The organism is Arthrobacter sp. R-11 (assembly GCF_049913155.1).
GTDB lineage: Bacteria > Actinomycetota > Actinomycetes > Actinomycetales > Micrococcaceae > Arthrobacter.
On record NZ_CP183979.1, the window covers coordinates 2,360,753 to 2,384,315 of the forward strand.

A 23,563-nucleotide genomic window follows, 5' to 3' on the forward strand; every position below is an offset into this window, starting at 1 on the left:
CGGCGGGCCGGAGCGCAGACTCCCCTAGTAGCCCGTGCGCGGTCCCCTGGTGGGCCGCACGCCCGGGCGCTGCAGGGGCACCCAAAGCTTGTAGCGGTCGGCGCGGTAATAGGAAACCGAGTAGTCGACCATGGCTCTGGCCACGAAAGCGTGGCGCTGGATCTTCAGCAGGGGTGAGCCCACATCGACGTTGAGGAGGCGCGCCGTGGAAGGTGAGGCGGCCGTGGCCTCGATCATGTCCTCTCCCCATTCCATGACCAGTCCGTACCTTTCGCTCAGGACGTTGTAGAGCGAAGTGGGCGGGGCTTCGTCCAGGAAGCCCGGGACGCGGTGTGCCGGGATGAAGTTCTCGTCAACGCTCATGGGCTCGTTGTCGGCCAGCAGGAGGCGCCTGAAACGGACCACCGGCGTCCCCTCGTCCAATTGGAGTTCCCGGGCAAGGAAGGCACTGGCGGCAATCTGTTCGAAGCTCAGCACCTTGGCTGCAGGAACCATGCCACGGCGCTGCATTTCCTCGCTGTAGGACGTCAGCTTCACCTGGAGGTCGAGCTTCGGCTTCCGCACGAACGTTCCGAGGCCCACCACCCGTTCGATGATCTCCTCCCCCACCAGCGCGTCGATCGCCTGGCGCACGGTCATGCGTGCCAGCCCGAAACGTTCCGAGAGGTCCCGCTCCGAAGGCAAGGCGGCGCCGGGCCGGCATGAATCCGTGATGAAAGTGCGGAGGATCTCACGCAGCTGGACGTAAATGGGGACGCCGCTCTTGCGGTCGATTTCACCGATGATTTTTGAGGCGTCAACGGACACGGCAGACCCCGGATCCAAAAGCGGGCAGTTCCATAGGACAAGCGTAGGCGAATCCCGTGCGGCCGCGCTCTGCCGGACCTCGGGAGCAACACCACTGCGTTAGGCTTTTAAGGATCATTTTCACCGGGCGGGACTGTTCCGCCAGAGCAAAGGAGCCGGTTTGCCCGAGCACAAAGCCACTGTCGCCGCGGAGATCGGCCTTCACGCACGCGCGGCGGCCGTATTTGTCCGGGCGGTGACGGCCACAGGCCTGCCGGTAACCATCCGCAAACCCGGACACCCCGCCGTCGACGCCCGCTCACTGCTGGAAGTCATGACCGAGGACTTCGCGCACGGCTGCGAAGTCCTCCTGAACGTCACTGCGGACGCCGTACCCGCCGGAAAGACCCTGGGCGAGGTGGATGATGCCTTGGCAGCCCTCGCGGCGCTTCTGGAGGCCCCTGACGCCCGCTAAGCGGGCGGTTTCCTCCCAGCCCCGTTCCGGCCAGCAGCTTTGCGATTAAACAACGACGGCGGGCCCCACCTTCAAGGTGGGGCCCGCCATCGTTTGTGTACTGCTAGTGGGCGTGGTCGCCGCGGCTGTATTCAAAGACCCAGCCGACCAGGGCCACGAGGGCCAGGCCAGCGGCTACGAACACGATCCAGAAGCCGACCGCGAGACCGAGGAAGCCACCGGCGCAGGCCAGGCCGAGGACCAGGGGCCACCAGCTCCACGGGCTGAAGTGACCCTGTTCGCCGGCACCCTCGTGGATCTCGGCGTCGGGACGGTCCTCGGGACGCAGGCCAATGCGCTTACCGGTGAAGCCAAGGTAGGCACCGATCATGCCAGCGAGGCCGCCGACCAGGAGGATACCCAGGATGCCGACCCACTCGGACCAGTGGGTCAGGAAGCCGTAGGCGAGCGAGACCGGGACGAAGAAGAAGACTCCGGCTCCGAAGAGCCACGATTCGATTTTCACTTACGGATGTCCTTCTGATCAGCGTTGCCCAGCAGGTCTGCTGCGGGTTCCGGGGACTGGACGGTGTGGGCCTGCGACAGCTCGGGGTGGTGCAGGTCGAGTGCCGGCCGCTCCGAACGGATGCGCGGGAGCGAGGTGAAGTTGTGGCGCGGCGGCGGGCAGGAAGTTGCCCACTCGAGCGAGGCACCGAAGCCCCACGGATCGTCCACTTCAACCTTCTTGTTGCTGCGCCAGGTGATGTATACGTTCCAGAAGAACGGCAGCAGGGAGGCGCCCAGGACGAACGAGGAGATCGTGGAGAACTGGTTCATCCAGGTGAAGTTATCTTCCACCAGGTAGTCGGCGTAACGGCGGGGCATGCCCTCGACGCCGAGCCAGTGCTGGATCAGGAAGGTGCCGTGGAAGCCCAGGAACAGGAGCCAGAAGTGGATCTTGCCGAGGCGTTCGTTGAGCATCTTGCCGGTCCACTTGGGCCACCAGAAGTAGAAGCCTGCGAACATCGCGAACACCACGGTGCCGAACACCACGTAGTGGAAGTGTGCGACCACGAAGTAGGAGTCGGAGACGTGGAAGTCCAGCGGCGGGGAGGACAGGATGATGCCGGTCAAGCCGCCGAAGAGGAAGGTCACCAGGAAGCCGATGCTCCACAGCATGGGGGTTTCGAAGGTGATGGAACCCTGCCAGAGGGTACCGATCCAGTTGAAGAACTTCACACCCGTGGGGACTGCGATCAGCATGGTCATGAAGGCGAAGAACGGCAGCAGGACCGAACCGGTCACGTACATGTGGTGGGCCCACACGGTCACGGACAGGGCAGCGATGGCGATGGTCGCGTAGACCAGGCCCTTGTAGCCGAAGATCGGCTTGCGGCTGAAGACCGGGAAGATCTCCGAGACGATGCCGAAGAACGGCAGCGCGATGATGTACACCTCGGGGTGGCCGAAGAACCAGAACAGGTGCTGCCAGAGGACGGCACCGCCGTTTTCGGGATCGAAGATGTGCGCACCGAAGCGGCGGTCGGCACCCAGTGCGAACAGCGCTGCTGCCAGGGGCGGGAACGCCATCAGGACCAGGATGGCCGTGACGAGGGTGTTCCAGGTGAAGATCGGCATGCGCCACATGGTCATGCCCGGGGCACGCATACAGATGATCGTGGTGATGAAGTTGACCGCGCCGAGGATGGTGCCAAAGCCGGACAGGGCCAGGCCGAAGACCCACAGGTCACCGCCGACGCCCGGGGTGAACGTGGTGTTCGAGAGCGGGGCGTAGGCGAACCAGCCGAAGGAGGCAGCACCCTGGGGGGTGATGAAACCGGAGACGGCGATGGTGGATCCGAAGAGGAAGAACCAGAAGGCCAGGGCGTTCAGTCGCGGGAAGGCGACGTCCGGGGCGCCGATCTGGAGCGGCATGATGACGTTCGCGAAGCCTGCGAAGAGCGGCGTAGCGAACATCAGGAGCATCACCGTGCCGTGCATGGTGAAGAGCTGGTTGTACTGCTCCTTCGTCTGCAGGATCTGCATGCCCGGTTCGAAAAGCTCGGCCCGGATGAGCAGCGCCATAACGCCGCCGAGGCAGAAGAACACGAAGGACGCGATCAGGTACATGTACCCGATGGTCTTGTGGTCGGTAGAAGTGATCCAGTTGACGACGATGCGCCCCTTGGATTTCGGTACGACCGGAGCCTCAAGGACCCCGGCGGATTGAGTGTAAGTAGCCACGGCGCTTCCCTTAGTTCTTCTCGTTCAGGTTCGGGTTGCGGTCGTACTTCGAATCGAGGAGACCCGTGTTGCCGCTCTGGCGAAGCTGTTCCATGTGTGCCTGGAATTCAGCTTCGGAAACGACCTTCACACGGAACAGCATCTCGGAGTGGTATTCACCGCAGAGTTCGGCGCACTTGCCGTCGTAGGTGCCCTCCTTGGTGGGGGTCAACCTGATGTAGTTGGTCTTGCCCGGGATCATGTCGCGCTTCTGCAGGAAGGCGGGGACCCAGAAGGAGTGGATGACGTCGCGGGAGTTCAGCTCCAGATCGACCGACTTGCCGACCGGCAGGTACAGAGTGGGCAGCTTGTCCTTGTCGATGGTGTTGCCCGTCAGGTGCGCCTGGACGCCGGCTTCGTGCAGGTCTTCGCTGACCACGGAGCCCTTCTTATAGTTGAAGTCCCAGGCCCACTGCTTGCCACGGACGTCAACGACGACGTCGGCGGGCTTGGAGCGGTCATCAATGGCCTGCTGGTCACGGTCGGTGAAGTAGAAGAACACCAGGACCATGAACAACGGGATCGCCAGGTAGAAGACCTCCAGCGGGAGGTTGTAGCTGAGCTGACGCGGGAACCCGACGGTGCCCTTGCGGCGGCGGTAGGCGATGATGCACCAGACCAGGAGGCCCCAGGTGATGATGCCGACCGCGAGGGCCGCGATCCATGAGTTGACCCAGAGGTCCATGATGCGATCGGTGTGGTTGGTGGTGCCCCGTTCAGTGGGGAGCCAACCCTTCTCAACCTCTGACGAACATCCGGTCAAAACCAACGCGCCGGCTAGTGCCAAGCCAGTGATCGTAGTGATCTTTGTGCGTCGGCTGCCGGTTCGGTTCTGCGAACTCACAGACGGCCCTTCCTCTTGTTGCTGCAGCCCGGCAGGCCAAAGGCACGCCGGGCACACTAAGTTTTACTACCCGATGTAGAGCTTACCGCTATGCAGGGGTTTTCGCTGACACGCCGCGGCAGTGCGTCGGAACAACCGTGAAGCTGTCCGCCGCACCGCACCACGGCCGGCTGTTTCCCTGCTTAGTGGAATGAATCGCCGCAGGCGCAGGAGCCGCCCGCGTTGGGGTTGTCGATCGTGAAGCCCTGCTTCGAGATGGTGTCTTCGAAGTCGATGCTGGCGCCATCCAGGTACGGCACGCTCATCTTGTCCACGACGACCTCAACGCCCTCGTAGTCACGGACGGCGTCGCCGTCGAGCAGTCGCTCATCGAAATAAAGCTGGTAGATCAGGCCGGAGCAGCCGCCCGGCTGTACGGCCACGCGCAGGCGCAGGTCGGTGCGGCCTTCCTGCTCAAGGAGGCTCCGGACCTTGCCGGCGGCGACGTCGGTGAGATTCACGCCGTGCACAGGCAGTTCCCCGCTGGTAGCGGTGCTGTTTTCGTTTGTTGCGGTGCTCATTGGCCTACCTAACTATGACGCTTGCGGCATGCAGTGCCTGCGCACTGCATGCCCTTACCCACTTGCTTACGGGTTACAGCTCAATGCTACGTCGCACGGACGCATAGCTATAACTTCAACCGTAACCAGCGGGCAGCTTCCCTTGTTCCCGCGCCTACGCCAGTCCTGAGGAATCCAGCTGTGCAAGCATGAGCGCCTCCGCCAGGACGGCGCGCCGGAAATCCCCGATGTGCAGGGATTCGTTGGCGCTGTGGGCGCGGGAGTCCGGATCCTCGACGCCTGTGACGAGGATCTGCACCTCCGGGTACACCTCCGTCAGGTCCGCAATGAACGGGATGGAACCCCCGATGCCCATCTCCACGGCCGGGACACCCCAGGCCTCTCCCAATGCCCACATGGCAATCCGGGCGGATGGCGAGGCGGTGTCGGTAGCGAAGGCATTGCCCCGCTCCCCCGGCGTGAACGCCAGCCGCGCACCGAAGGGAATATTGTCCTTAAGGTGCTTTTCCACGGCCGCCATAGCGGCCTCCGGGTCCTGGCCCGGCGCCAGGCGAAGGCTGAACTTCGCCCGGGCGGAGGGAATCAGGGTGTTGGACGCGACGTCGACGGCGGGCGCGTCGATGCCGATGATCGACAACGCCGGCTTGGTCCAGAGCCGCGAAGCGATGCTTCCGCTCCCGGCCAGGCTGACGCCGTCGAGCACGGAGGCATCGGCGCGGAACTGGGCCTCGTCGAGGTCCACCGCCACCTCGTCCTTGGCGAGCAGCCCGGGAACCGCCACGTTCCCGGCGTCGTCATGCAAGGTGGCAATCAAACGGGAAAGAACGGTGGGCGCATCCAGTACGGGCCCACCGAACATCCCCGAATGCACGGCGTGGTCCAGCACGCGCACTTCGAAGGTCCCGTCCACCAGACCGCGCAGGCTGGTGGTCAGGGCCGGCACGCCGACCTTCCAGTTGCTCGAGTCGGCCACCACGATCACGTCGGCACGGAGGAGTTCCCGGTGCGTCTCCAGAAAAGTGCGGAAGGTCGGCGATCCTGCCTCCTCCTCCCCCTCGAAGAAGAGCGTGACTCCCAGGCCAAAACGGTCGCCAAGGACCTCGCTGACTGCCGAGAACGCGGCAAGATGGGCCATGATCCCGGCTTTGTCGTCAGCGGCACCACGGCCGTAGAGACGGCCGTCGCGCTCCTCGGCGATGAACGGCTCCGAGTCCCACAGCGCGCGCTCCCCCGGCGGCTGGACGTCATGGTGGGCGTAGAGGAGGATGGTCGCCTTGCCGGGTGCGGCCGGGCGCCGGGCGACGACGGCGGGTCCCCCGGCGCTGCCGTCCTCCTTGTTGCAGCGCAGGATCTGCACGTCGCTGAAGCCCGATTCGCGGACCAGACCGGCGACGGTTTCCGCGCTTCGGTCAAGTTCCGCGGGATCGAAACTGCTCCAGGCGATCCCGGGAACCGCGACGAGCGTTTTGAGCCGCGCCAGGGTCAGGTCGAAGGAGGCGTCGACGGCGGCCTTCAGGGCGGCGGCGTCAACGGCGCCGGGGGTCCCGGGGTGGTTCTGCGGGGTCTCCGCATGAGTGGAAGTCATGGCCAAAACACTACCGCCGGGTACGTTCCGCCGGAACCAGCCTGCCTCCCCGTGCCCACGCGGCGCAGTGTCGCCCGGGTCACGCCGCGACGGGTATTCTGTATTGGTGTTTGGACGTAAAAAGGAAGAGCCCAGCGCTCAGGACTCAATAGACCAGCTTGCCGCCGACGCCGCGGCAAAGGGCCCCGGCAAGGGTGCCCCCACACCCAAGCGCAAGGACCAGGAAGCGGCGCGCAAGCGGCCCCTGGTTCCCAGCGACCGGAAGGCCTCGAAGGAAGCCGAACGGGTTGCCATCCAGGACCAGCGCCAGAAGATGCGCCAGGCCCTGGACACCGGCGACGAGCGCTTCCTGCCGCTTCGCGACAAGGGCCCGCAGAAGCGCTTCACCCGGGATTTCGTGGATGCCCGGTTCAATCTCGGCGAGTACCTGATGTTCGGCGCCCTCGCCTTCGTGGTGGTTTCCTTCCTGATCCCGCAGTCCAGCGACGCCCTGACCTATGTCCTGATCGGCTTCTGGGTGATGTTCCTCGCCGTGTTCGTGGACGTCTTCATTCTTTCCCGCAAGCTCCGCAAGGCACTGGCACAGAAGTTCGGCGAGGTTGAACGCGGCACCGTCTGGTACGGAAGCATGCGCTCCCTGCAGTTCCGGAAGCTGCGCCTTCCCAAACCGCTGGTCGGCCGCGGCGACTACCCTTCGTAGGACCCCGCATGCAGAAGGACCCCGGACAAACTGTTCCGGGGTCCTTCTGCATTTGCGGTGCCGCCGCCTAGCGGCGGTTCTTGGCCAGGCCCTTGTTGATCCGCGCGGCCCAGAAGGGTCCTTCGTAGAGGAAAGCGGTGTAGCCCTGGACGAGGGTGGCACCTGCGTCCAGCCGTTCCTGGACATCGCTTGCGGTCTCCACGCCGCCCACGGCAATCAGTACCAGCTTGTCCCCGACGGCGGCCTTCAGCCGCTTGAGCACCTCCAGTGAGCGCTGCTTCAGCGGCGCACCGGAGAGCCCGCCTGCACCGGCCGCTTCCACCTTGGCGGGATCCGAAGTCAGACCGTCGCGGCCGATGGTGGTGTTCGTGGCGATGATCCCGTCCAGGCCAAGGTCCAGTGCCAGGCGGGCGACGTCGTCGATGTCCTCGTCGCTGAGGTCAGGGGCGATCTTGACCAGCAGCGGAACATGGCGGCCGGCTGCCTGGTCCGCAGCCTCCCCCACGGCAGACAGCAACGGACGCAGGGTGTCGACGTTCTGCAGCAGCCGCAGTCCGGGCGTGTTCGGCGAACTGACGTTCACCACGAGGTAATCCGCAGCGGGAGCAAGGCTGCGCGCACTGACCAGGTAGTCCTCCACCGCGTCTTCCAGCTCCACCACCTTGGTCTTGCCGATGTTGACGCCGATGACGGGCCGGACACCGGCGTGCGCTTTCTGCAGGCCGGCCCGGGCAGCCTTGAGGCGTGGCGCCACCGCCGAAGCGCCATCGTTGTTGAAACCCATGCGGTTGATGACGGCGCGGTCCTCGACAAGTCGGAACAGGCGGGGCTTTTCGTTGCCCGGCTGGGCCTGGCCGGTGATGGTGCCCACCTCGACGTGGCCGAAGCCCAGTTCACTCAGGGCCTCGATGCCGTGACCCTCTTTGTCGAAACCGGCGGCCAGGCCGAACGGCGACGGGAAGGTCAGTCCGAGGGCCTCGGTCCGGAGCGAAGCTTGCGGGGCGGTCAGCCTGCCCAGGATCCGTCCGGCTCCGCAGGAATGGGCCAGCCTGATTGCACGGAAACCGATCTTGTGGGCCTTTTCGGCATCCATCCAGGAGAAGGCCAACTTGAAGAATGTGGGGTAGACACGCATACCCCCTAGTTTTCCGTCTTCCGCGCCGCGCACCAAACCGGGATCGTTACCCGGGAGTAGCATGTTGCCATGTCGGCGAACAGCGGAAACCGCGCCCCGGGCCACAGCGTGATCGAGAGCGATGTCCTGGTGGTCGGCGCCGGACTTTCCGGCCTGGTGGCGGCCTCGATGGCATACTCCGCAGGACGCCGGGTCGCCGTTATCGACCAGGAGCCCGAAGCCTCCCTGGGCGGCCAGTCACACTGGTCCTTCGGCGGCCTCTTCCTGGTGGACAGCCCGGAGCAGCGGCGCCTCGGTGTGCGGGACTCCGCGGATCTCGCCCTGGGCGACTGGCTTGCCTCAGCCGCGTTCGACCGGCCGGAGGACCTGTGGGCGCGCCGCTGGGCAGAGGCCTATGTCCACTTCGCCGCCGGCGAGAAACGGCATTGGCTGCACGCCCTCGGAGTGAAGCTGTTCCCGCTGGTGCAATGGGCCGAGCGCGGCGGACACGGGCCCGCCGGCCATGGCAATTCCGTGCCCCGCTTCCATGTCGTGTGGGGAACCGGTCCTGGCCTGCTGGAACCGTTCCTCGCCAAGATTGCCGAAGGCGTTGCCGAGGGCCGGATCAGTCTGCGGTTCCGGCACCGGGCCGTCGCGTTGACGACGGCGGCCGGCCGGGTCAGCGGGGTGACCGGCGACATCCTGGAGGACTCCGGCGCTGGCCGCGGCGTCGCTTCGTCCAGGACCGCCGTCGGAAGCTTCGAGGCCACCGCGGGCGCGGTGATCGTGGCCAGCGGCGGAATCGGCGGCAACCACGCAATGGTCAGGAGCCTGTGGCCGGGAGGAGCGGCACCAGGGCGGCTGCTCAGCGGTGTCCCAGCCTCGGTGGACGGGGAGTTCCTCAGCGCCGCAAAGGATTCCGGGGCAGTCCTCATCAACGGCGACCGCATGTGGCATTACCCGGAAGGCGTCCACAACCACTCCCCCGTATGGCCACGGCACGGCATCCGCATCCTTCCCGGGCCGTCCTCGTTATGGCTCGACGCCACCGGTCGGCAATTGCCGCCACCGCTATTCCCCGGTTTCGATTCGCAGGGCGCCCTCCGGCACATCGTCGGCACAGGGCACGACTATTCCTGGTTCGTCTGCAACCGGACCATCGCCCTGAAGGAGTTCGCACTGTCCGGTTCGGAGCAGAACCCGGACCTCAGCAACCGGGACCTGCGGCTCCTGGCCGCCAGGCTCCGGAAGGACGCCCCGACGCCGTTGAGCACCTTCCTGGAGCGGGGCGTCGACTTCCTGCAGGCAGCCACACCACGGGAACTCTCGGACCGGATGAACTCACTGACCGGCAACTCGCTGATCGACCCCGCTGCGCTGGAATCCCTCATCAGGCAACGGGACCAACAGCTCTCCACCGGGCTGGGCAAGGACCTCCAGCTGGCTGCAATCCGGGCGGCCAGGCGGTTCGCCAGCGACAGGCTGATGCGGGTCGCCCCGCCACACCGTCTTGAGGACCCCGCCCACGGCCCCCTCGTGGCCGTCCGCCTGTCCGTCCTGACCCGGAAGAGCCTCGGCGGCCTCCAGACCGACCTGCAGTCCCGCGTACTGGACGGCAGCGGGTCCGCGCTGCCAGGACTCTTCGCGGCGGGGGAAGCCGCAGGCTTCGGGGGCGGCGGTATCCACGGATACCGGGCCCTGGAAGGGACATTCCTTGGCGGCTGCCTGTTTTCCGGGCGCGCAGCCGGGCTCGAAGCGGCAGCTTCTGTCTAAGCTGGTCCCGTGGAGTGGCAGACCGACATTCTTGGCACCGACTTCGAAAGCTGCGGCTTTGAGGCCCGCGGCATCGACGGGGTGCCCAGGCGCGCGACGCTGGTGCGCCATGTCCCCGGCTCCGCGCAACGCCCGGCGGTCAACGGCGCCGTGCTGTTCCTGCACGGGTGGAGCGACTACTTCTTCAATGTGGCGCTGGCCGAGTTCTGGACGCAGCAGGGATTCCGCTTCTACGCGCTGGACATGCACAACCACGGCCGGAACCTGCGCGAGGACAGCACGGGCGGCTACGTGGCTCACCTGGACGACTACGACGCCGAGATAGGCACGGCTATCGGCATGATCCGGTCCGGCGGAGCGGGCAACGGAGAGCCGGAGCCCTTGACCCTGATGGGCCATTCGACCGGCGGGCTGGTGGCCGCACTCTGGGTCAGCCGGCACCCGGGAATGGTGCAGTTCCTGGTCCTCAACAGCCCTTGGCTGGAGATGCACGGAAGCTCGCTCGTCCGCAGGGCCGCGCAGCTTATGGTCAAGCCTGTGGCCCGGATCCGCCCGCTGACCGTACTTCGACTGCCCGAGCGCGGTTTCTACTACCGCAGCATCAGCAGCAGCGCCGAGGGTGAATGGGCCCTCGACGAGAAATACCGGCCGCCCCTGGCGTTTCCCCTGCGGGCGGGCTGGCTGAGTGCCGTGCTCAGCGGGCACACCCGGGTGGCCCGTGGCTTGGACATCGACATCCCCATCCTGGTCCTGCTCTCGGGGGCCAGCGCCAACGGAATGATCTGGAGGGAATCAATGCGTCATTCGGACGCCGTGCTCGACGTGAACATCATGGCCCTGAGGGCCATGACATTGGGCCGGAGCGTCACCTTGGAACGGGTTGACGGCGGCCTGCACGACGTCTTCCTGTCGGCCTCGCCTGTGCGCGACGACGCCTACGCACGGCTGGCGCGCTGGATCCGCGGCTTCATCACGGACCGCGGAAACACCTCGGCCACTGACGCCGCTTCGGACGAGGGCGGCCAAGAGTGACCACGCCAGGCACACGGCAGCAGTGGCAAGCGGACTTCCTCGGCGCTCATTTCGAAGCCTTGGAGCTGGAACTGGCGCCCGATGAAGAAGGCCCGGTCTGTGCCACGCTCGTGAGGTACACGGTCCCTCCGCCCGAGACCGTGCGACCCCGCCGGCTCCGGGACGCCTTCACCGAACTCACCCGCCACGCGATCCGCCGGGAATCCCCCCGCCAGGACAAGGCTCCCCGGGTGGTGCTGTACGTGCATGGCTGGGCGGACTACTTCCTCCAGGACGAACTGGCCGAAAGCCTGGCCGGATCGGGCTTCCACTTCTACGCGATCGATCTGCGGAAGTTCGGGCGCAGCCTGCGCAGATGGCAGACCCCCGGCTACATCACCGACCTCGCCGTCTATGACGAAGACCTCGACGCCGCCCTTGCCGCCATCGACGCCGACGTTGCCAGGCGCACCGGAACCACGGCCCCGCCCACCGTGCACCTGATCGCGCACTCCTTGGGCGGGCTCATCGCCACCCTGTGGGCGGACCGGCACCCCGGGCGGCTCGCAACCCTGGTCCTCAACTCGCCTTGGCTTGAACTCCAGGGAAGCAGCCTCATCCGCAGCATTGCGATGCACCTCGTGGAACCGTTTGCACGGACCGACCCCAAGCGGGCGTTCCGGCTTCCCGAGATGCCCGCCTACTGGGAAAGCGTCAGCAGCCTGGCTCACGGCGAATGGAACCTGGACCCACAGTGGCGCCCGCGCGCTTCCTTCCCGGTGCGCGCCGGATGGAGCAAGGCGGTCCTGGCCGGTCACGCCGCCGTCGAACGCAAGCTCGACATCGACGCGCCCGTGCTGGTGATGCTGTCCGGCCGCACCCGGATCCAGGGTGAATGGAGCGCCGAGCTGATGCGGGTGGATGCCGTGATCGACGTCGAGGAGACCGCACGGCGCGCTCTGGGCCTCGGCCGCCGGACGGCGGTCTTCCGGTATCCGGGTGCGCTGCACGACGTGTTCCTGTCCCGCCGGATCGTCCGCCAGCAGGCATACCGCGACGTTGCGATCTGGCTCGAGTCCTACCCCGGCTGAGGATTCAGCACGCAGGGGTTAATAAACTCTCAGGCCTGCCCTGCGGCGTCCACCGCGCCGCCGTAGCGGCGGTCACGTTTGGCGAAGATCTCGACTGCGTCCCACAGGGTCCGCCGGTCGACATCGGGCCAAAGCGTGTCCATGAAGACGAACTCGGCGTAGGCAGACTGCCAGAGCAGGAAGTTGGAGAGCCGCTGTTCGCCGGAACTGCGCAGGAACAGGTCCACGTCCGGCAGGTCCGGTTCGTCCAGGTACTTCTGGATGGTCTTCTCCGACACCGACGACGCCTTTAGCCTGCCGTCTGCCACGTCCCGGGCGATGGCCGCGACGGCATCGGCGATCTCAGCCCGGCCGCCGTAGTTAACACACATGGTCAGCGTGCAGGTGTCGTTGTTCCGGGTGTATGCCTCGGCCTCTTCGAGCTCCTTAATCACCGAGCCCCAGAGCCGGGGCCTTCGTCCGGCCCAGCGGATCCGGACCCCCCAGTCATCCAGCTGGTTGCGCTGGCGTCGCAGCACATCCTTGTTAAATCCCATCAGGAAGCGGACTTCTTCCGGGGACCGGCGCCAGTTCTCGGTGGAGAAGGCGTAGACACTGACGTACTTGATGCCCAGTTCGATCGCGCCGGCCATAACGTCGAGCAGGGCGGGTTCGCCGGCCTTGTGGCCCTCGATCCGGGGCAAACCGCGACGGTTGGCCCAGCGCCCGTTGCCGTCCATCACGATCGCCACATGCTGAGGCACGAGTTCAGCGGGAATGGCCGGCGGAACCGCACCGGAAGGGTGCGGATACGGCGCCATCACCGGCTTGCTCCGGCGGGTCGGTGGGTTCTTCTTTGCCAATGCCACTATCAGCTACGCTCCACGTGTTTGAGGGATTTCAAGGACCGTTCAAGGTGCCACTGCAGGTAGCTGGCCACCAGGCCCGCTGCCTCACGGCGGTGCACGCCATCGGAGGCGTCCGCCGTCGTCCAGTCGCCGGTCAGCAGTGCGCCCAGCAGCCCCACCGTCTCCGGAGCCGGAGCCGGGGAACCGGGCGGCCTGCAGTCGCCGCAGACCATGCCGCCCAGCGGTGCCGAGAAGGCGGTGTGCGGGCCCGGGGCCCCGCAGCGGGCGCAGTCGGTGAAACTCGGCGCCCAGCCGCCCGTTGCCAGGGCGCGCAGCAAGTACGAATCGAGGATGAGTTCCGGCGCATGTGCCGAACGGCTCAGGGACGCAAGGGCGCCCACGAGGAGGTTGTACTGGGCGGTGCCGGAATCGGCGTCCGCATCGCTGAGCTTCTCCGCGGTTTCCACCATGGCGGCCGCGGCCGTGTAACTGGTGTAGTCGGAAGCGATCGCCGTGCCGTAGGCGCCCTTGGCAACGGCCTGTGTGACGACGTCGAGGGTGCGGCCTGAAACCAGCTGCAGGTCCGCGACCATGAAGGGTTCAAGCCGGGCACCGAAGCGGCTGCTCGTCCGGCGCACGCCCTTGGCCACCGCCCGGACCTGGCCGTGGTGCTTGGTCAGGAGAATGATGATGCGGTCGGCTTCGCCCAGCTTGTGGGTGCGCAGCACCACGGCGTCGTCCCGGTAGGACCGGGCTGCAAAGGATGGGTTGACCACAGTTAATCTTCGCACCACGCCGGGCGCCATGGCGTCCGGCGGAGCCGCGCGGCGGAAGGATGTTCCACCGCGCGGCCGCTTGGCAAGCGCGGACCGCTGCTAGGCGCGGACCGAGCGGACCGCCCGGTTGACGGCGGAGATGACGGCTTTCAGGGCGGCCGTGCTGGTGTTCGGATCGATGCCGACACCCCACAGGACCCGCTCGCCGACGGCACATTCGACGTAGGCTGCTGCGCTGGCGCTGCCGCCTTCGGAAAGGGCGTGCTCGCTGTAGTCCAGGACCCGCACGTCCACGCCGTCTTCGCGCAGGATGCTCAGCAGGGCCGCGATGGGGCCGTTGCCCGTGCCGGTGCGCTGGACTTCCTTGCCGTCGATCCGGAGGGCGGCGTGCAAGGTCAGTTCACCCGACTCATCCGTCTCCGTGCGGCTGGCGCCCAGCGAGTAGCGGCCCCACTGCCCTGCTTCGGTGCTGGAGGGCAGGTATTCGTCCTGGAACATGGCCCAGAGCTGTGCGCCGCTGACTTCGCCGCCCATGGTGTCCGTGCGGTGCTGGATGACTCCGGAGAATTCGATCTGCGCACGGCGCGGCAGGTCCAGGCTGTGCTCGCTCTTGAGCAGGTAGGCCACGCCGCCCTTGCCGGACTGCGAGTTCACGCGGATCACGGCTTCGTAGCTGCGGCCGAGGTCCTTGGGATCGATCGGCAGGTACGGAACCTGCCAGGTGAAGTCGTCAACGGCCTTGCCGGCGGCCGCGGCGTCCTTCTCCAGCGCTTCGAAGCCCTTCTTAATGGCGTCCTGGTGCGAACCGGAGAACGCCGTGAAGACCAGGTCGCCGCCATAGGGCGAACGCTCGGGCACGGGCAGCTGGTTGCAGTACTCCACGGTGCGGCGTACTTCGTCGATGTCAGAGAAATCGATCATGGGGTCGATGCCCTGGACGAACATGTTCAGGCCCAGCGTGACCAGGTCCACGTTGCCGGTGCGTTCGCCGTTGCCGAAGAGGCAGCCTTCGATGCGGTCGGCGCCGGCCAGATAGCCGAGTTCGGCGGCGGCGACACCGGTGCCGCGGTCGTTGTGCGGGTGCAGGGAGATGATGATGCCCTCCCGCGGGTGCAGGTTGCGGTGCATCCACTCGATCGAGTCGGCGTAAACGTTCGGGGTGGCCATTTCCACCGTGGCCGGCAGGTTGATGATGACCTGCTTGTCGGCGGAAGCCTCGAAGATATCAGCGATGGCGTTGCAGACCCGGGCCGCGTACTCGAGTTCGGTGCCGGTGAAGGACTCCGGAGAGTACTCGTAGGTGATGTGGGTGTCGGTGAGGGTTTCCTCGTATTTCTTGCACAGGCGGGCACCCTGCAGGGCGATGTCCAGGATGCCGTCTTCGTCCTGGTTGAAGACCACCCGGCGCTGCAGCACCGACGTGGAGTTGTAGAGGTGCACGATCGCCTGCTTGGCACCGACCAGAGACTCGTAGGTCCGTTCGATCAGGTGTTCACGGGCCTGGGTCAGCACCTGGATAGTGACGTCATCCGGGATGTGGCCGCCCTCGATCAGCTGGCGGACGAAGTCGAAGTCGGTCTGGGATGCCGAGGGGAAGCCGACCTCGATCTCCTTGTAGCCCATCTTCACCAGCAGCTGGAACATCTTCAGCTTGCGGGCCGGGCTCATGGGGTCGATCAGCGCCTGGTTTCCATCCCGCAGGTCCACCGCGCACCAGCGCGGAGCCTTGGTGATTACCTTGTCCGGCCAGGTGCGGTCCGGCAGTTCAACGTTGATCTGCTCCTGGAAGGACAGGTAGCGGTGGATCGGCATACCGGAGGGCTTTTGTGCGTTGTGCATGACTAAGGGCCTTTTCTTTGGATCTTGATGGAAGATTGGCCGGGCATAGTAAACTCCGCAGCGAGGATTGGCCTAGCGATTGGTCGCTTTTGAGGCCCCGCCGCGGCAGCTAAGGAGAAGCATTCCTGCACGCACCATTTCACAGTAACACGGTGCGTATGATGACAGTGCAATACCTGAAGCAACGTCCACTATGCAGACGCGGCAACGGTGCCCTGCCGGCGGCGCGTCATCGAAGGAGCTTTCGTGCCACAGTCCGGGATCACCCTGTCCAATATCGACCAAAGCGTGCGCCCCCAGGATGACCTCTACCGGCACGTCAACGGGGCCTGGCTGAACACCACGAGAATTCCGGATGACAGGCCGCTGGAAGGAACCTTCACTTCCCTGCGGGACAGCGCGGAACTGGCCGTCAAGGCGATCATCGAGGAAGCTGCCGCCAAGGGTTCCAGCGCCACGGGAATCGAGCGCAAAATCGGCGACCTCTACAACAGCTTCATGGACGAAGCCGCCGCGGAAGCCAAGGGCTTCGACCCCATCCGCGAACGCCTGGCCGAAGTCTTCGCCGTCCCCGACGCAGCGGGCCTGGTGGCACTGACCGGCCGGCTCTTCCGCTCGGATGTTTCCGGCCTGTTCTCCATCTATCCGGCGCCGGACGCCGGCAACCCGGACCGTGTGCTGCTCTACGCGGGGCAAGGAGGACTCGGCCTGCCGGATGAGTCCTACTACCGCGACGGAAAATTCGCACCCATCGTCGAGGCCTACACCGGTTACGTCGCCACCGTGTTCGGGCTGGCCGGAATTCCCGACGCCGGCGCAGCGGCAGGCCGGGTCGTGGCACTGGAGAAGGCGCTTGCGTCCCACCATTGGGACAAGGTGACGCTGCGCGATCCGCAGAAGACCTACAACCTGAAGACCATCGACGAGGCCGCTGGGCTCTTCCCCCTGCTCGCTTCCTGGTTCGACGCCGCGGGCATCGAAGGCAGCAAGTACGGGGAGCTGGTCCTGAGCACCCCGGACTTCTTCAACGGCGCGGCCGGGCTCCTCGACTCCGAGCCCCTGGCCGCCTGGCGCGAATGGCTGGCACTGCGGGTCATCAACGCCGCTGCCCCGTACCTCTCCCCGGCATTCGTTGACGCCAACTTTGCCTTCTACGGCACCACCCTGAGCGGCACCCCGCAGAACAAGGAACGCTGGAAGCGGGGCGTCGCCGTTGTCGAGGCCGCGCTCGGCGAAGCGGTGGGCCAGATCTATGTGGAACGGCACTTCCCCGAAGAGCACAAGGCGAGGATGCAGACCCTTGTGGCCCGTCTGACCGAAGCCTACCGGCAGAGCATCACCGGGCTGGCTTGGATGGGCGAGGAGACCAAGGCCGAGGCGCTGAAGAAGCTCGACGCGTTCCGGCCGAAGATCGGTTTCCCGGACAAGTGGATCGACTACTCGGCCGTCGAGATCGACCCCGGGGACCTGCTGGGTAACGTCGAACGCGGACACAACGCCGACGTCGACAGGCATCTTGACGAGGTCGGCAAGCCTGTCGACCTGGACAAGTGGCTCATGACGCCGCAGACGGTGAACGCCTACTACCACCCGCTGCTCAACGAGATCGTCTTCCCCGCCGCGATCCTGCAGCCTCCGTTCTTCACGGCCGAGGCCGACGATGCGGTGAATTACGGCGGCATCGGCGCCGTCATCGGCCACGAAATCGGCCACGGCTTCGACGACCAGGGATCGCAGTTCGACGGCAGCGGCGCCCTGCGGAACTGGTGGACTGCCGAGGACCGTGAGGCCTTCGAGAAGCTGACCGCAAAGCTTGTGGCACAGTTCGATGCCCTCGCGCCGGAGGAAGCACCCGGCCACAACGTCAACGGCAAACTCACCCTGGGCGAAAACATCGGCGACCTGGGCGGCCTCGGGATCGCGTACAAGGCCTACCTGCTGAGCCTGGACGGCACTGAGGCACCGGTCCTTGACGGGCTTACCGGGCGGCAGCGATTCTTCATGTCCTGGGCGGCGGGCTGGCGCCAGGTGATCCGGCCGGAGGAGGCCATCCGCCGGGTGGCCACCGACCCCCATTCCCCCAACGAGTTCCGGACCAACGCGATCGCCAGCAACCTCTCCGAATTCCACGAGGCGTTCGGCTTGAAGGAGGGCGACGGCATGTGGCTGGCCCCGGAGGACCGCGTCAGCATCTGGTAGCCGTCACGGAATGCCGCCAGTGACGAAGGGCCGGACCACGTGGTCCGGCCCTTCGTCGTTGGTGCCGTGTTTTCGGCCGTGCCGGTCAGCGGACCACGAGCGCGGGATTCGCCGTCTGGCATTTGACGTCGCCGGCCGTCTGGTTCACGACGTCGGCCGGAACGGAGGCGGTGCCGAACTTGAGGCCGGAAGTGAAGTCCGAGCCGGCATAGAGCTGCACCCCGTTGACCGCCGTCGAAGCCTCCACCTGGGCGGCCGGTATACCGAAGAGCTTGGCGACGTCGGAGGCCACGTCCTCAAACCCGGCAGCGTAGTAGACGGCGGTCTTGGCCGTCGGATCCGCGGCGAACTGCGAGCCCTGGGTGAAGCCGGCCTTGACGAGGGCCGCCACCAGTTCCTGGGCGTGTTCCGGCACGCCGGAACCGTCGGCGACCGTGACCGGCTGCAGGGCCTTGTCGTACGGCACTGCTGAGGGGGTCTTGCTCGTTGGGGCGGTGCTTGCGGGTGTGCTGGCCGCCGCCGTCGGGCTTGCACCCGGCGAGGCCGCCGGCGTGGAGGTCGAGCCCGGCTTGGTCAGGTCGAGGTTCGCGCGCATGGCCGCGAAAAGCTGCGAGGCCTGGGGCTGCATCAGTTCGAGGCGGTTGGGGTCGACGGCGGCGGGCCGGTTGGGCACTGCGACGAACGCCACCTTCGAAAGGTCGATGTCCTTCAGCCGCGAGGAAATGGTCAACAAGGACTGCACGTTCGCCAGCCCTTCGTCGACCGTGAGGTTCTGGGTGATGACATCAGCGATGGAGAGGAGCTTTTGCGGATTGCCGAGGGTGCCGTCGTCCTTGACCTTGCGGGCGAGCGAGGACAGGAAGCCCTGCTGCGCCTGGATGCGGCCGAGGTCGCTGCCGTCGCCGAAGGCGTGGCGCGTGCGCAGGAAGGACAGCGCCTGTTCGCCCTTCACCTGGGAGGTGCCCTTGGGCAGCCGGAGCCCTGAGTCGGGGTCGTAGACAGCGTCGCTGATGCATACCGCCACGCCGCCCACAGTGTTGGACAGTTCCTTGACGGCGTTGAAGTCCGCCATCATGAAGTGGTCGATCTCAAGCCCTGTCAGCTTGTTCACTGTGTCGACAGCGCAACCGATGCCGGCCTCTGCCATGGCCGCATTGATCATCTCGCCGGATCGTGCAGGGTAGCTCTTGTGCGTCGTTTGGTCGGTGCACTCGGGAACATCCACCAGCAGGTCACGCGGGAAGCTGATGATGCTGACGCGGCGGTTGTCCGCGGAAATGTCCAGCAGCATCATGACATCCGAATGACCGTAGCCGGTGGAATCGTCCACGCTGCCGTACTTGGAGTTCTTGCCGTCACGGGTATCGGAGCCGAGAATCAGGATCTGCAGGCGGTCCTTGGCGTCATTGGTGTCGCCCTCGGTCTTCTGCGCCCCCGCGTTGAGCGGGGCCTTGGTGATGTTGAGCTGGAGGCGGATGAACCAGTAGGCGGCGAAGGCCACGCCCGCCAGGAGGAGCACGCTCACCACTCCGGCGCTGATCTTCAGCCAGAGGGAGTGCCTGCGGAACCGCATATGGCGGGGGGCGCCGGGCGCGTCTCCATGGCGTGCAGACGCAGCCTTGCCGGTCCCGCTGCTTTCCTGCACGCGCGCATCTCGACGTCGCACTACTCGGTCAACCTTTCCTCGGAACATTGGATTCCGGCCATTTTAGGGCCCGAATCTGTGAACTTCCCCAGCGGCTAGAAGCCTAGCCTTACGAGTTGCTTGGGGTCCCGCTGCCAGTCCTTTGCGACTTTGACATGCAGGTCGAGGTAAATCCTGGTGCCGAGCAGGGCTTCGATTCCCTTGCGGGCGTTGGTTCCCACCTCACGCAGCCGGCTTCCACCCTTGCCGATAATGATGGCTTTCTGCGACGGACGCTCGACGAACAGATTCACCCGGACGTCCAGCAGGGGGTTGTCCTCGGTGCGGCCTTCGCGCGGAACAATCTCTTCCACCACGACGGCGAGGGAGTGCGGAAGTTCGTCGCGCACGCCTTCAAGGGCTGCTTCGCGGATCAGTTCGGCCACCATGACGGCTTCGGGCTCGTCGGTAAGTTCGCCGTCGGGGTACAGCGGCGGCGAGGCCGGCATGTGGCTGATGAGGACGTCGGCCACGGTGTTGACCTGGAAGCCGTCGGCGGCCGAAACCGGCACGATGTCCGCCCAGCCTTCACCGCCCAGGGCCTCCTTGCCGAGGGCCGCCACTGCGAGCAGCTGCTCGGTGAGCGCCTGCTTGTCCACGAGGTCGGTCTTGGTGACGATCGCAATGATCGGCTTGCGGCCGACACCGGCGAGCTGGGCGGCAATGAACTTGTCGCCGGGGCCGATCTTCTCGTTGGCCGGGAGGCAGAAGCCGATCGCATCCACTTCGGCGAGGGTATCCGCGACAAGTTCGTTGAGGCGTTTACCAAGCAGCGTGCGCGGCCGGTGCAGGCCGGGAGTGTCCACCAGGATGAGCTGGGCGTCGTCACGGTGGACGATGCCGCGGATCGTGTGCCGGGTGGTCTGTGGTTTGGCCGAGGTGATGGCCACCTTCTGCCCCACCAGGGCGTTGGTCAGAGTGGACTTGCCGGCGTTCGGCCGTCCCACCAGGACCGAGAAGCCCGCGTGGAAGCCGCTGAAGTCCTGGGTGGTGTCGAAGGTCTTACTGTGCTTGCTCACGTGGTACTCCCTGTTGCTTTATGTCGGCCTCGTCGAGAAGCCCGTCTAGGTCAGTGTCTTCCTTCGGCACGGCGGCCGCAATGATGTGGCTGACCCGGTTGCGCCGGCCCTCCAGCCTATCTGCCCGCAGGGAAATCCCCGCCACTTCGACCGTGCTGCCCACAATCGGAACCCGGCCCAGTGCCTTGGCGAGCAGCCCGCCCGCGGTGTCCACTTCGTCGTCGTCGAGGTCGATGTCGAACAGTTCCCCGAGGTCGTCGATGCTCATCCGCGAACTGACCCGGTAGCTGCCATCGCCAAGGTCGGTGGCGTCCTCGACGCCGGCGTCGTACTCATCGACGATCTCCCCGACGATTTCCTCGATCAGGTCCTCGAGCGTCACCAGCCCGGCCGTGCCGCCGTACTCGTCGATCACGACCGCGACGTGGGTTGACTCCTTTTGCAGTTCCTTCAGAAGTTCGTCGACCGGCTTGGACTCCGGGACGAAGCGCGTCTCTCGGGCCAGGGAGTCGACGTCGTGGGCGTCGGCAGGGAAATCGGGGCGGTGCAGCGCGGCGGCCACATCCTTGAGGTAGAGGATCCCGCGGATCTGGTCCGCGTCCCCGGCGATCACGGGGATCCGCGAGTATCCCGAGCGGAGGAAGAGCGCCATGGCTTCTTCCAGCCCGGACCCGGATTCAATGCTGACGATGTCCGTGCGGGGCACCATTACGGCCCGCACCAGGGTGTCTCCGAGATCGAAGACCGACTGGATGAGTTCGGCCTCGTCGTCCTCGATCACGTCCGACTCCGTGGCGCGGTCCACGAATTCGCGGAACTCCTCTTCGCTGAAGAAGAATTCATCGCCGCCCGGGGTTCCCGGCGCCACGGCGGTGCCGATCGAGACGAGCCAGCCGGGAACCGGCCCCAGGATCCGGCACAGGAAGCGGACCAGGGGCGCCATGAACCTGGCAACCCCGCCGGAGTGCGCCCGTCCCAGCTGCCGGGGCGAGACACCCACCAGCACGAAACCGATGACAGCCATAATGCCGGTGGCCGCAAGTCCGGCTAGCCAGACGTTGTCCAGCAGGCTGTGCAGGACGACGGCGACGGCCACCGCGGCAGCCATTTCGAACCAGACGCGCCAGAAGCGCAGGGCCCGCATATGGGGCACAGGATTGGCAAGGATGTGCCGCAGCGCAGCGCCCTTGCCGTTGCTGGCGGAGAGCTCTGCCTCATGGCGGGGAAGGAAGTTGAAGGCGGCTTCCGCAGCCGTCAGCAAAGCGACGAAGCTGAGGAAGACAAGTGCCATCCCGACCAGGATGAGCGAGGTCACTGCATGGTCTCCATGGGGGCGTCTTTGCCGAGGAAGGAGGACAGCAGCTCACGCTGAAGCGAGAACATTTCCTCCTTTTCCTCAGGCTCGGCGTGGTCGTAGCCCAGGAGGTGGAGGATGCCGTGGGTTGTCAGCAGCAGCATTTCCTCCTGCACGGGGTGCCCGGCGTTGCGGGCCTGGACCTCGGCCACCTGGGGGCAGATCGCAATGTCGCCCAGCATTCCCTGCGGGGTGGGCTTGTCCGGGGTGCCCGGGGTGAGTTCGTCCATGGGCACCGAGAGGACGTCGGTGGCGCCTGGTTCGTCCATGAGTTCGATGTGCAGTTTTTCCATGGCGGGCTCGTCCACCAGCAGGATCGACAGCTCGGCCTGCGGATGGATGTACAGCCGTTCGAAGATGAAACGGGACAACGTGACCAGTTGGGCCTCGTCCACCTGCACGCCGGATTCGTTGTTGACTTCGATGCTCATTGCTGTGTTCCCTGCTTCTTGTGGCTGTCTGCTGTCCCTGCCGGCTGGCGGTGCTTCTCGTCCCAGTGGCTGTAGGCGGTGACGATATCGGCCACGAGGCGGTGTCGGACGACGTCGCCTGCGTCCAGGATGGAAAAGTTCACGTCTTCGATGCCGTTGAGGATCTCGCGGACAACGCGCAGGCCGGAGCTCGCGGCGAAGGGAAGGTCCACCTGGGTGACGTCACCGGTGACCACCATCTTTGAGCCGAAACCCAGGCGCGTCAGGAACATTTTCATCTGCTCCGGGGTGGTGTTCTGGGCCTCGTCGAGGATGATGAACGCATCGTTGAGGGTCCGGCCGCGCATATAGGCCAGCGGCGCCACTTCGATTGTCCCGGCGGCCATGAGACGGGGAATCGACTCAGGATCGATCATGTCGTGCAGGGCGTCGTAGAGCGGCCGCAGGTACGGGTCGATCTTGTCGTTCAGCGTCCCGGGCAGGAAGCCGAGCCTCTCCCCTGCCTCGACGGCGGGGCGGGTGAGGATTATGCGGGTGACTTCCTTCATCTGGAGCGCCTGCACGGCCTTGGCCATGGCCAGGTAGGTCTTGCCCGTGCCGGCGGGTCCGATGCCGAAAATGACGGTGTTGTCGTCGATGGCGTCGACGTAGTTCTTCTGGTTCAGGGTCTTCGGCCGGATGGTGCGGCCGCGGCTGGAGAGGATGTTGTGGGTCAGCACATCCACCGGGCTTTGCACCGTCTGGCTGCGCAGCAGGGAAACCAGCTGCTTCAGGGCCTCGGGGTTGATCACCGTTCCCTTGGCCACCAGGGCGCGGACTTCCTCGAGGAGGCGCATGATCCGGGGGACGTCCGCGGGCGGACCGCTGAAGGAAAGTTCGTTGCCGCGCACATGGAAATCGATGCCGGGGAACTGCTCCTCGATGTAGCGCAGCGCCTCGTCGTGGCTGCCCAGCGATTGAACCATCTGATCCGCGTTGTCGAAGACGACTACTTCCGTCCGGACGCCCGGAACGGAATGCGGAAATTCGGCCGGAACCGTCTCGGCGCTGCCAGCCCGTGGCCGCCCGTTCAAATCAGTCATGGTGTTGGCCGTGTGGCCTATGCTCCTCCGCTGTGGATGTATGCGTTCAACTTCCGGGTCCCATGCCTGCCGGTGTGGGAGCTGCTTCCCGGAATGATTCCCATCCTACGCCAGCAGCCCCATACCCCGACGGCGGCAGGCCGGTCCCAGC

The 23,563-nt window shown here is 65.8% G+C and carries 21 protein-coding genes; 6 read left to right on the forward strand and 15 right to left on the reverse strand.

The window, feature by feature from the left end; all coding sequences use genetic code 11:
* Positions 1-24 precede the first annotated feature (24 nt).
* The gene (locus tag ACN9M4_RS10640; protein WP_426297681.1) at positions 25-807 is read right to left on the reverse strand and encodes a GntR family transcriptional regulator; all 783 of its coding nucleotides are present in this window, start codon (positions 805-807) and stop codon (positions 25-27) included.
* A 160-nt stretch (positions 808-967) separates the two neighbouring features.
* Between ACN9M4_RS10640 and ACN9M4_RS10645 the strand changes: the two genes are divergently transcribed.
* Positions 968-1,261, forward strand: coding sequence for an HPr family phosphocarrier protein (locus tag ACN9M4_RS10645; RefSeq protein ID WP_426297683.1), 294 nt, complete (start codon positions 968-970; stop codon positions 1,259-1,261).
* A 103-nt stretch (positions 1,262-1,364) separates the two neighbouring features.
* Here the strand turns inward: ACN9M4_RS10645 and ACN9M4_RS10650 are convergent, their stop codons facing one another.
* The 5 genes from ACN9M4_RS10650 to ACN9M4_RS10670 form a co-directional block, all read right to left on the reverse strand.
* Entirely contained in the window at positions 1,365-1,766 is a 402-nt protein-coding gene (locus ACN9M4_RS10650; protein ID WP_115790613.1) for a cytochrome c oxidase subunit 4, read from the reverse strand.
* Positions 1,763-3,484 carry a cytochrome c oxidase subunit I gene (gene ctaD / locus ACN9M4_RS10655; protein ID WP_426297686.1) on the reverse strand — a complete coding sequence of 574 codons (1,722 nt, stop codon included), beginning with the start codon at positions 3,482-3,484 and terminating at the stop codon, positions 1,763-1,765. Before ctaD ends, ACN9M4_RS10650 begins: the two co-directional genes overlap by 4 nt.
* A 10-nt stretch (positions 3,485-3,494) precedes the next feature.
* Positions 3,495-4,367 (reverse strand): cytochrome c oxidase subunit II, encoded by an 873-nt coding sequence (gene coxB / locus ACN9M4_RS10660; RefSeq protein ID WP_426297688.1) that lies wholly within the window; start codon positions 4,365-4,367, stop codon positions 3,495-3,497.
* A 182-nt stretch (positions 4,368-4,549) separates the two neighbouring features.
* Positions 4,550-4,927, reverse strand: coding sequence for a HesB/IscA family protein (locus ACN9M4_RS10665; protein ID WP_426297690.1), 378 nt, complete (start codon positions 4,925-4,927; stop codon positions 4,550-4,552).
* Positions 4,928-5,081: 154 nt separating this feature from the next.
* Positions 5,082-6,512 (reverse strand): dipeptidase, encoded by a 1,431-nt coding sequence (locus ACN9M4_RS10670; RefSeq protein WP_426297692.1) that lies wholly within the window; start codon positions 6,510-6,512, stop codon positions 5,082-5,084.
* A gap of 106 nt (positions 6,513-6,618) precedes the next feature.
* Here ACN9M4_RS10670 and ACN9M4_RS10675 point away from each other — a divergent pair, with 106 nt between their 5' ends.
* Entirely contained in the window at positions 6,619-7,212 is a 594-nt protein-coding gene (locus ACN9M4_RS10675; RefSeq protein ID WP_426297694.1) for a DUF3043 domain-containing protein, read from the forward strand.
* Between the two features lie 67 nt (positions 7,213-7,279).
* On the opposite strand, the gene ACN9M4_RS10680 is transcribed toward ACN9M4_RS10675, so the two are convergent.
* Positions 7,280-8,347 (reverse strand): quinone-dependent dihydroorotate dehydrogenase, encoded by a 1,068-nt coding sequence (locus ACN9M4_RS10680; protein ID WP_426297696.1) that lies wholly within the window; start codon positions 8,345-8,347, stop codon positions 7,280-7,282.
* 69 nt (positions 8,348-8,416) lie between these two features.
* Between ACN9M4_RS10680 and ACN9M4_RS10685 the strand changes: the two genes are divergently transcribed.
* The 3 genes from ACN9M4_RS10685 to ACN9M4_RS10695 are packed head-to-tail and all read left to right on the forward strand — an operon-like array spanning position 8,417 to position 12,201.
* Positions 8,417-10,099, forward strand: a complete 1,683-nt coding sequence (locus ACN9M4_RS10685) for an FAD-binding dehydrogenase (protein WP_426297698.1) — start codon at positions 8,417-8,419, stop codon at positions 10,097-10,099.
* Between the two features lie 9 nt (positions 10,100-10,108).
* Positions 10,109-11,131, forward strand: a complete 1,023-nt coding sequence (locus ACN9M4_RS10690; RefSeq protein WP_426297700.1) for an alpha/beta hydrolase — start codon at positions 10,109-10,111, stop codon at positions 11,129-11,131.
* Complete coding sequence (locus ACN9M4_RS10695; protein ID WP_426297702.1) at positions 11,128-12,201, forward strand: alpha/beta hydrolase; 1,074 nt, start codon at positions 11,128-11,130, stop codon at positions 12,199-12,201. Before ACN9M4_RS10690 ends, ACN9M4_RS10695 begins: the two co-directional genes overlap by 4 nt.
* 29 nt (positions 12,202-12,230) lie before the next feature.
* Here ACN9M4_RS10695 and ACN9M4_RS10700 read toward each other — a convergent pair whose 3' ends face one another.
* The 3 genes from ACN9M4_RS10700 to leuA all read right to left on the reverse strand — a co-directional run bounded on the left by ACN9M4_RS10700 (position 12,231) and on the right by leuA (position 15,643).
* On the reverse strand, positions 12,231-13,049 hold the full coding sequence (locus tag ACN9M4_RS10700) for an isoprenyl transferase (RefSeq protein ID WP_426297704.1): 819 nt from the start codon (positions 13,047-13,049) through the stop codon (positions 12,231-12,233).
* A 2-nt stretch (positions 13,050-13,051) separates the two neighbouring features.
* Positions 13,052-13,804: a DNA repair protein RecO gene (gene recO, locus ACN9M4_RS10705; RefSeq protein WP_426297706.1), complete on the reverse strand. Its 753-nt coding sequence runs from the start codon at positions 13,802-13,804 to the stop codon at positions 13,052-13,054.
* A gap of 99 nt (positions 13,805-13,903) precedes the next feature.
* The gene (gene leuA / locus ACN9M4_RS10710) at positions 13,904-15,643 is read right to left on the reverse strand and encodes a 2-isopropylmalate synthase (RefSeq protein WP_426297708.1); all 1,740 of its coding nucleotides are present in this window, start codon (positions 15,641-15,643) and stop codon (positions 13,904-13,906) included.
* Between the two features lie 246 nt (positions 15,644-15,889).
* On the opposite strand from leuA, the gene ACN9M4_RS10715 reads away from it, so the two are divergent.
* Positions 15,890-17,842: a M13 family metallopeptidase gene (locus tag ACN9M4_RS10715; RefSeq protein WP_426297710.1), complete on the forward strand. Its 1,953-nt coding sequence runs from the start codon at positions 15,890-15,892 to the stop codon at positions 17,840-17,842.
* 85 nt (positions 17,843-17,927) lie between these two features.
* On the opposite strand, the gene ACN9M4_RS10720 is transcribed toward ACN9M4_RS10715, so the two are convergent.
* Genes ACN9M4_RS10720 through ACN9M4_RS10740 form a run of 5 tightly spaced genes read right to left on the reverse strand, consistent with a single transcriptional unit; the run spans position 17,928 to position 23,412 of the window.
* Positions 17,928-19,535, reverse strand: coding sequence for an LCP family protein (locus tag ACN9M4_RS10720; protein WP_426297712.1), 1,608 nt, complete (start codon positions 19,533-19,535; stop codon positions 17,928-17,930).
* A 47-nt stretch (positions 19,536-19,582) separates the two neighbouring features.
* The gene (era, locus tag ACN9M4_RS10725; protein WP_426297714.1) at positions 19,583-20,545 is read right to left on the reverse strand and encodes a GTPase Era; all 963 of its coding nucleotides are present in this window, start codon (positions 20,543-20,545) and stop codon (positions 19,583-19,585) included.
* Positions 20,529-21,860, reverse strand: a complete 1,332-nt coding sequence (locus ACN9M4_RS10730) for a hemolysin family protein (RefSeq protein ID WP_426297716.1) — start codon at positions 21,858-21,860, stop codon at positions 20,529-20,531. Before ACN9M4_RS10730 ends, era begins: the two co-directional genes overlap by 17 nt.
* Positions 21,857-22,330, reverse strand: a complete 474-nt coding sequence (ybeY, locus tag ACN9M4_RS10735; protein WP_426297718.1) for an rRNA maturation RNase YbeY — start codon at positions 22,328-22,330, stop codon at positions 21,857-21,859. Before ybeY ends, ACN9M4_RS10730 begins: the two co-directional genes overlap by 4 nt.
* Positions 22,327-23,412, reverse strand: coding sequence for a PhoH family protein (locus ACN9M4_RS10740; RefSeq protein ID WP_426297720.1), 1,086 nt, complete (start codon positions 23,410-23,412; stop codon positions 22,327-22,329). Before ACN9M4_RS10740 ends, ybeY begins: the two co-directional genes overlap by 4 nt.
* Between the last annotated feature and the right edge of the window lie 151 nt (positions 23,413-23,563).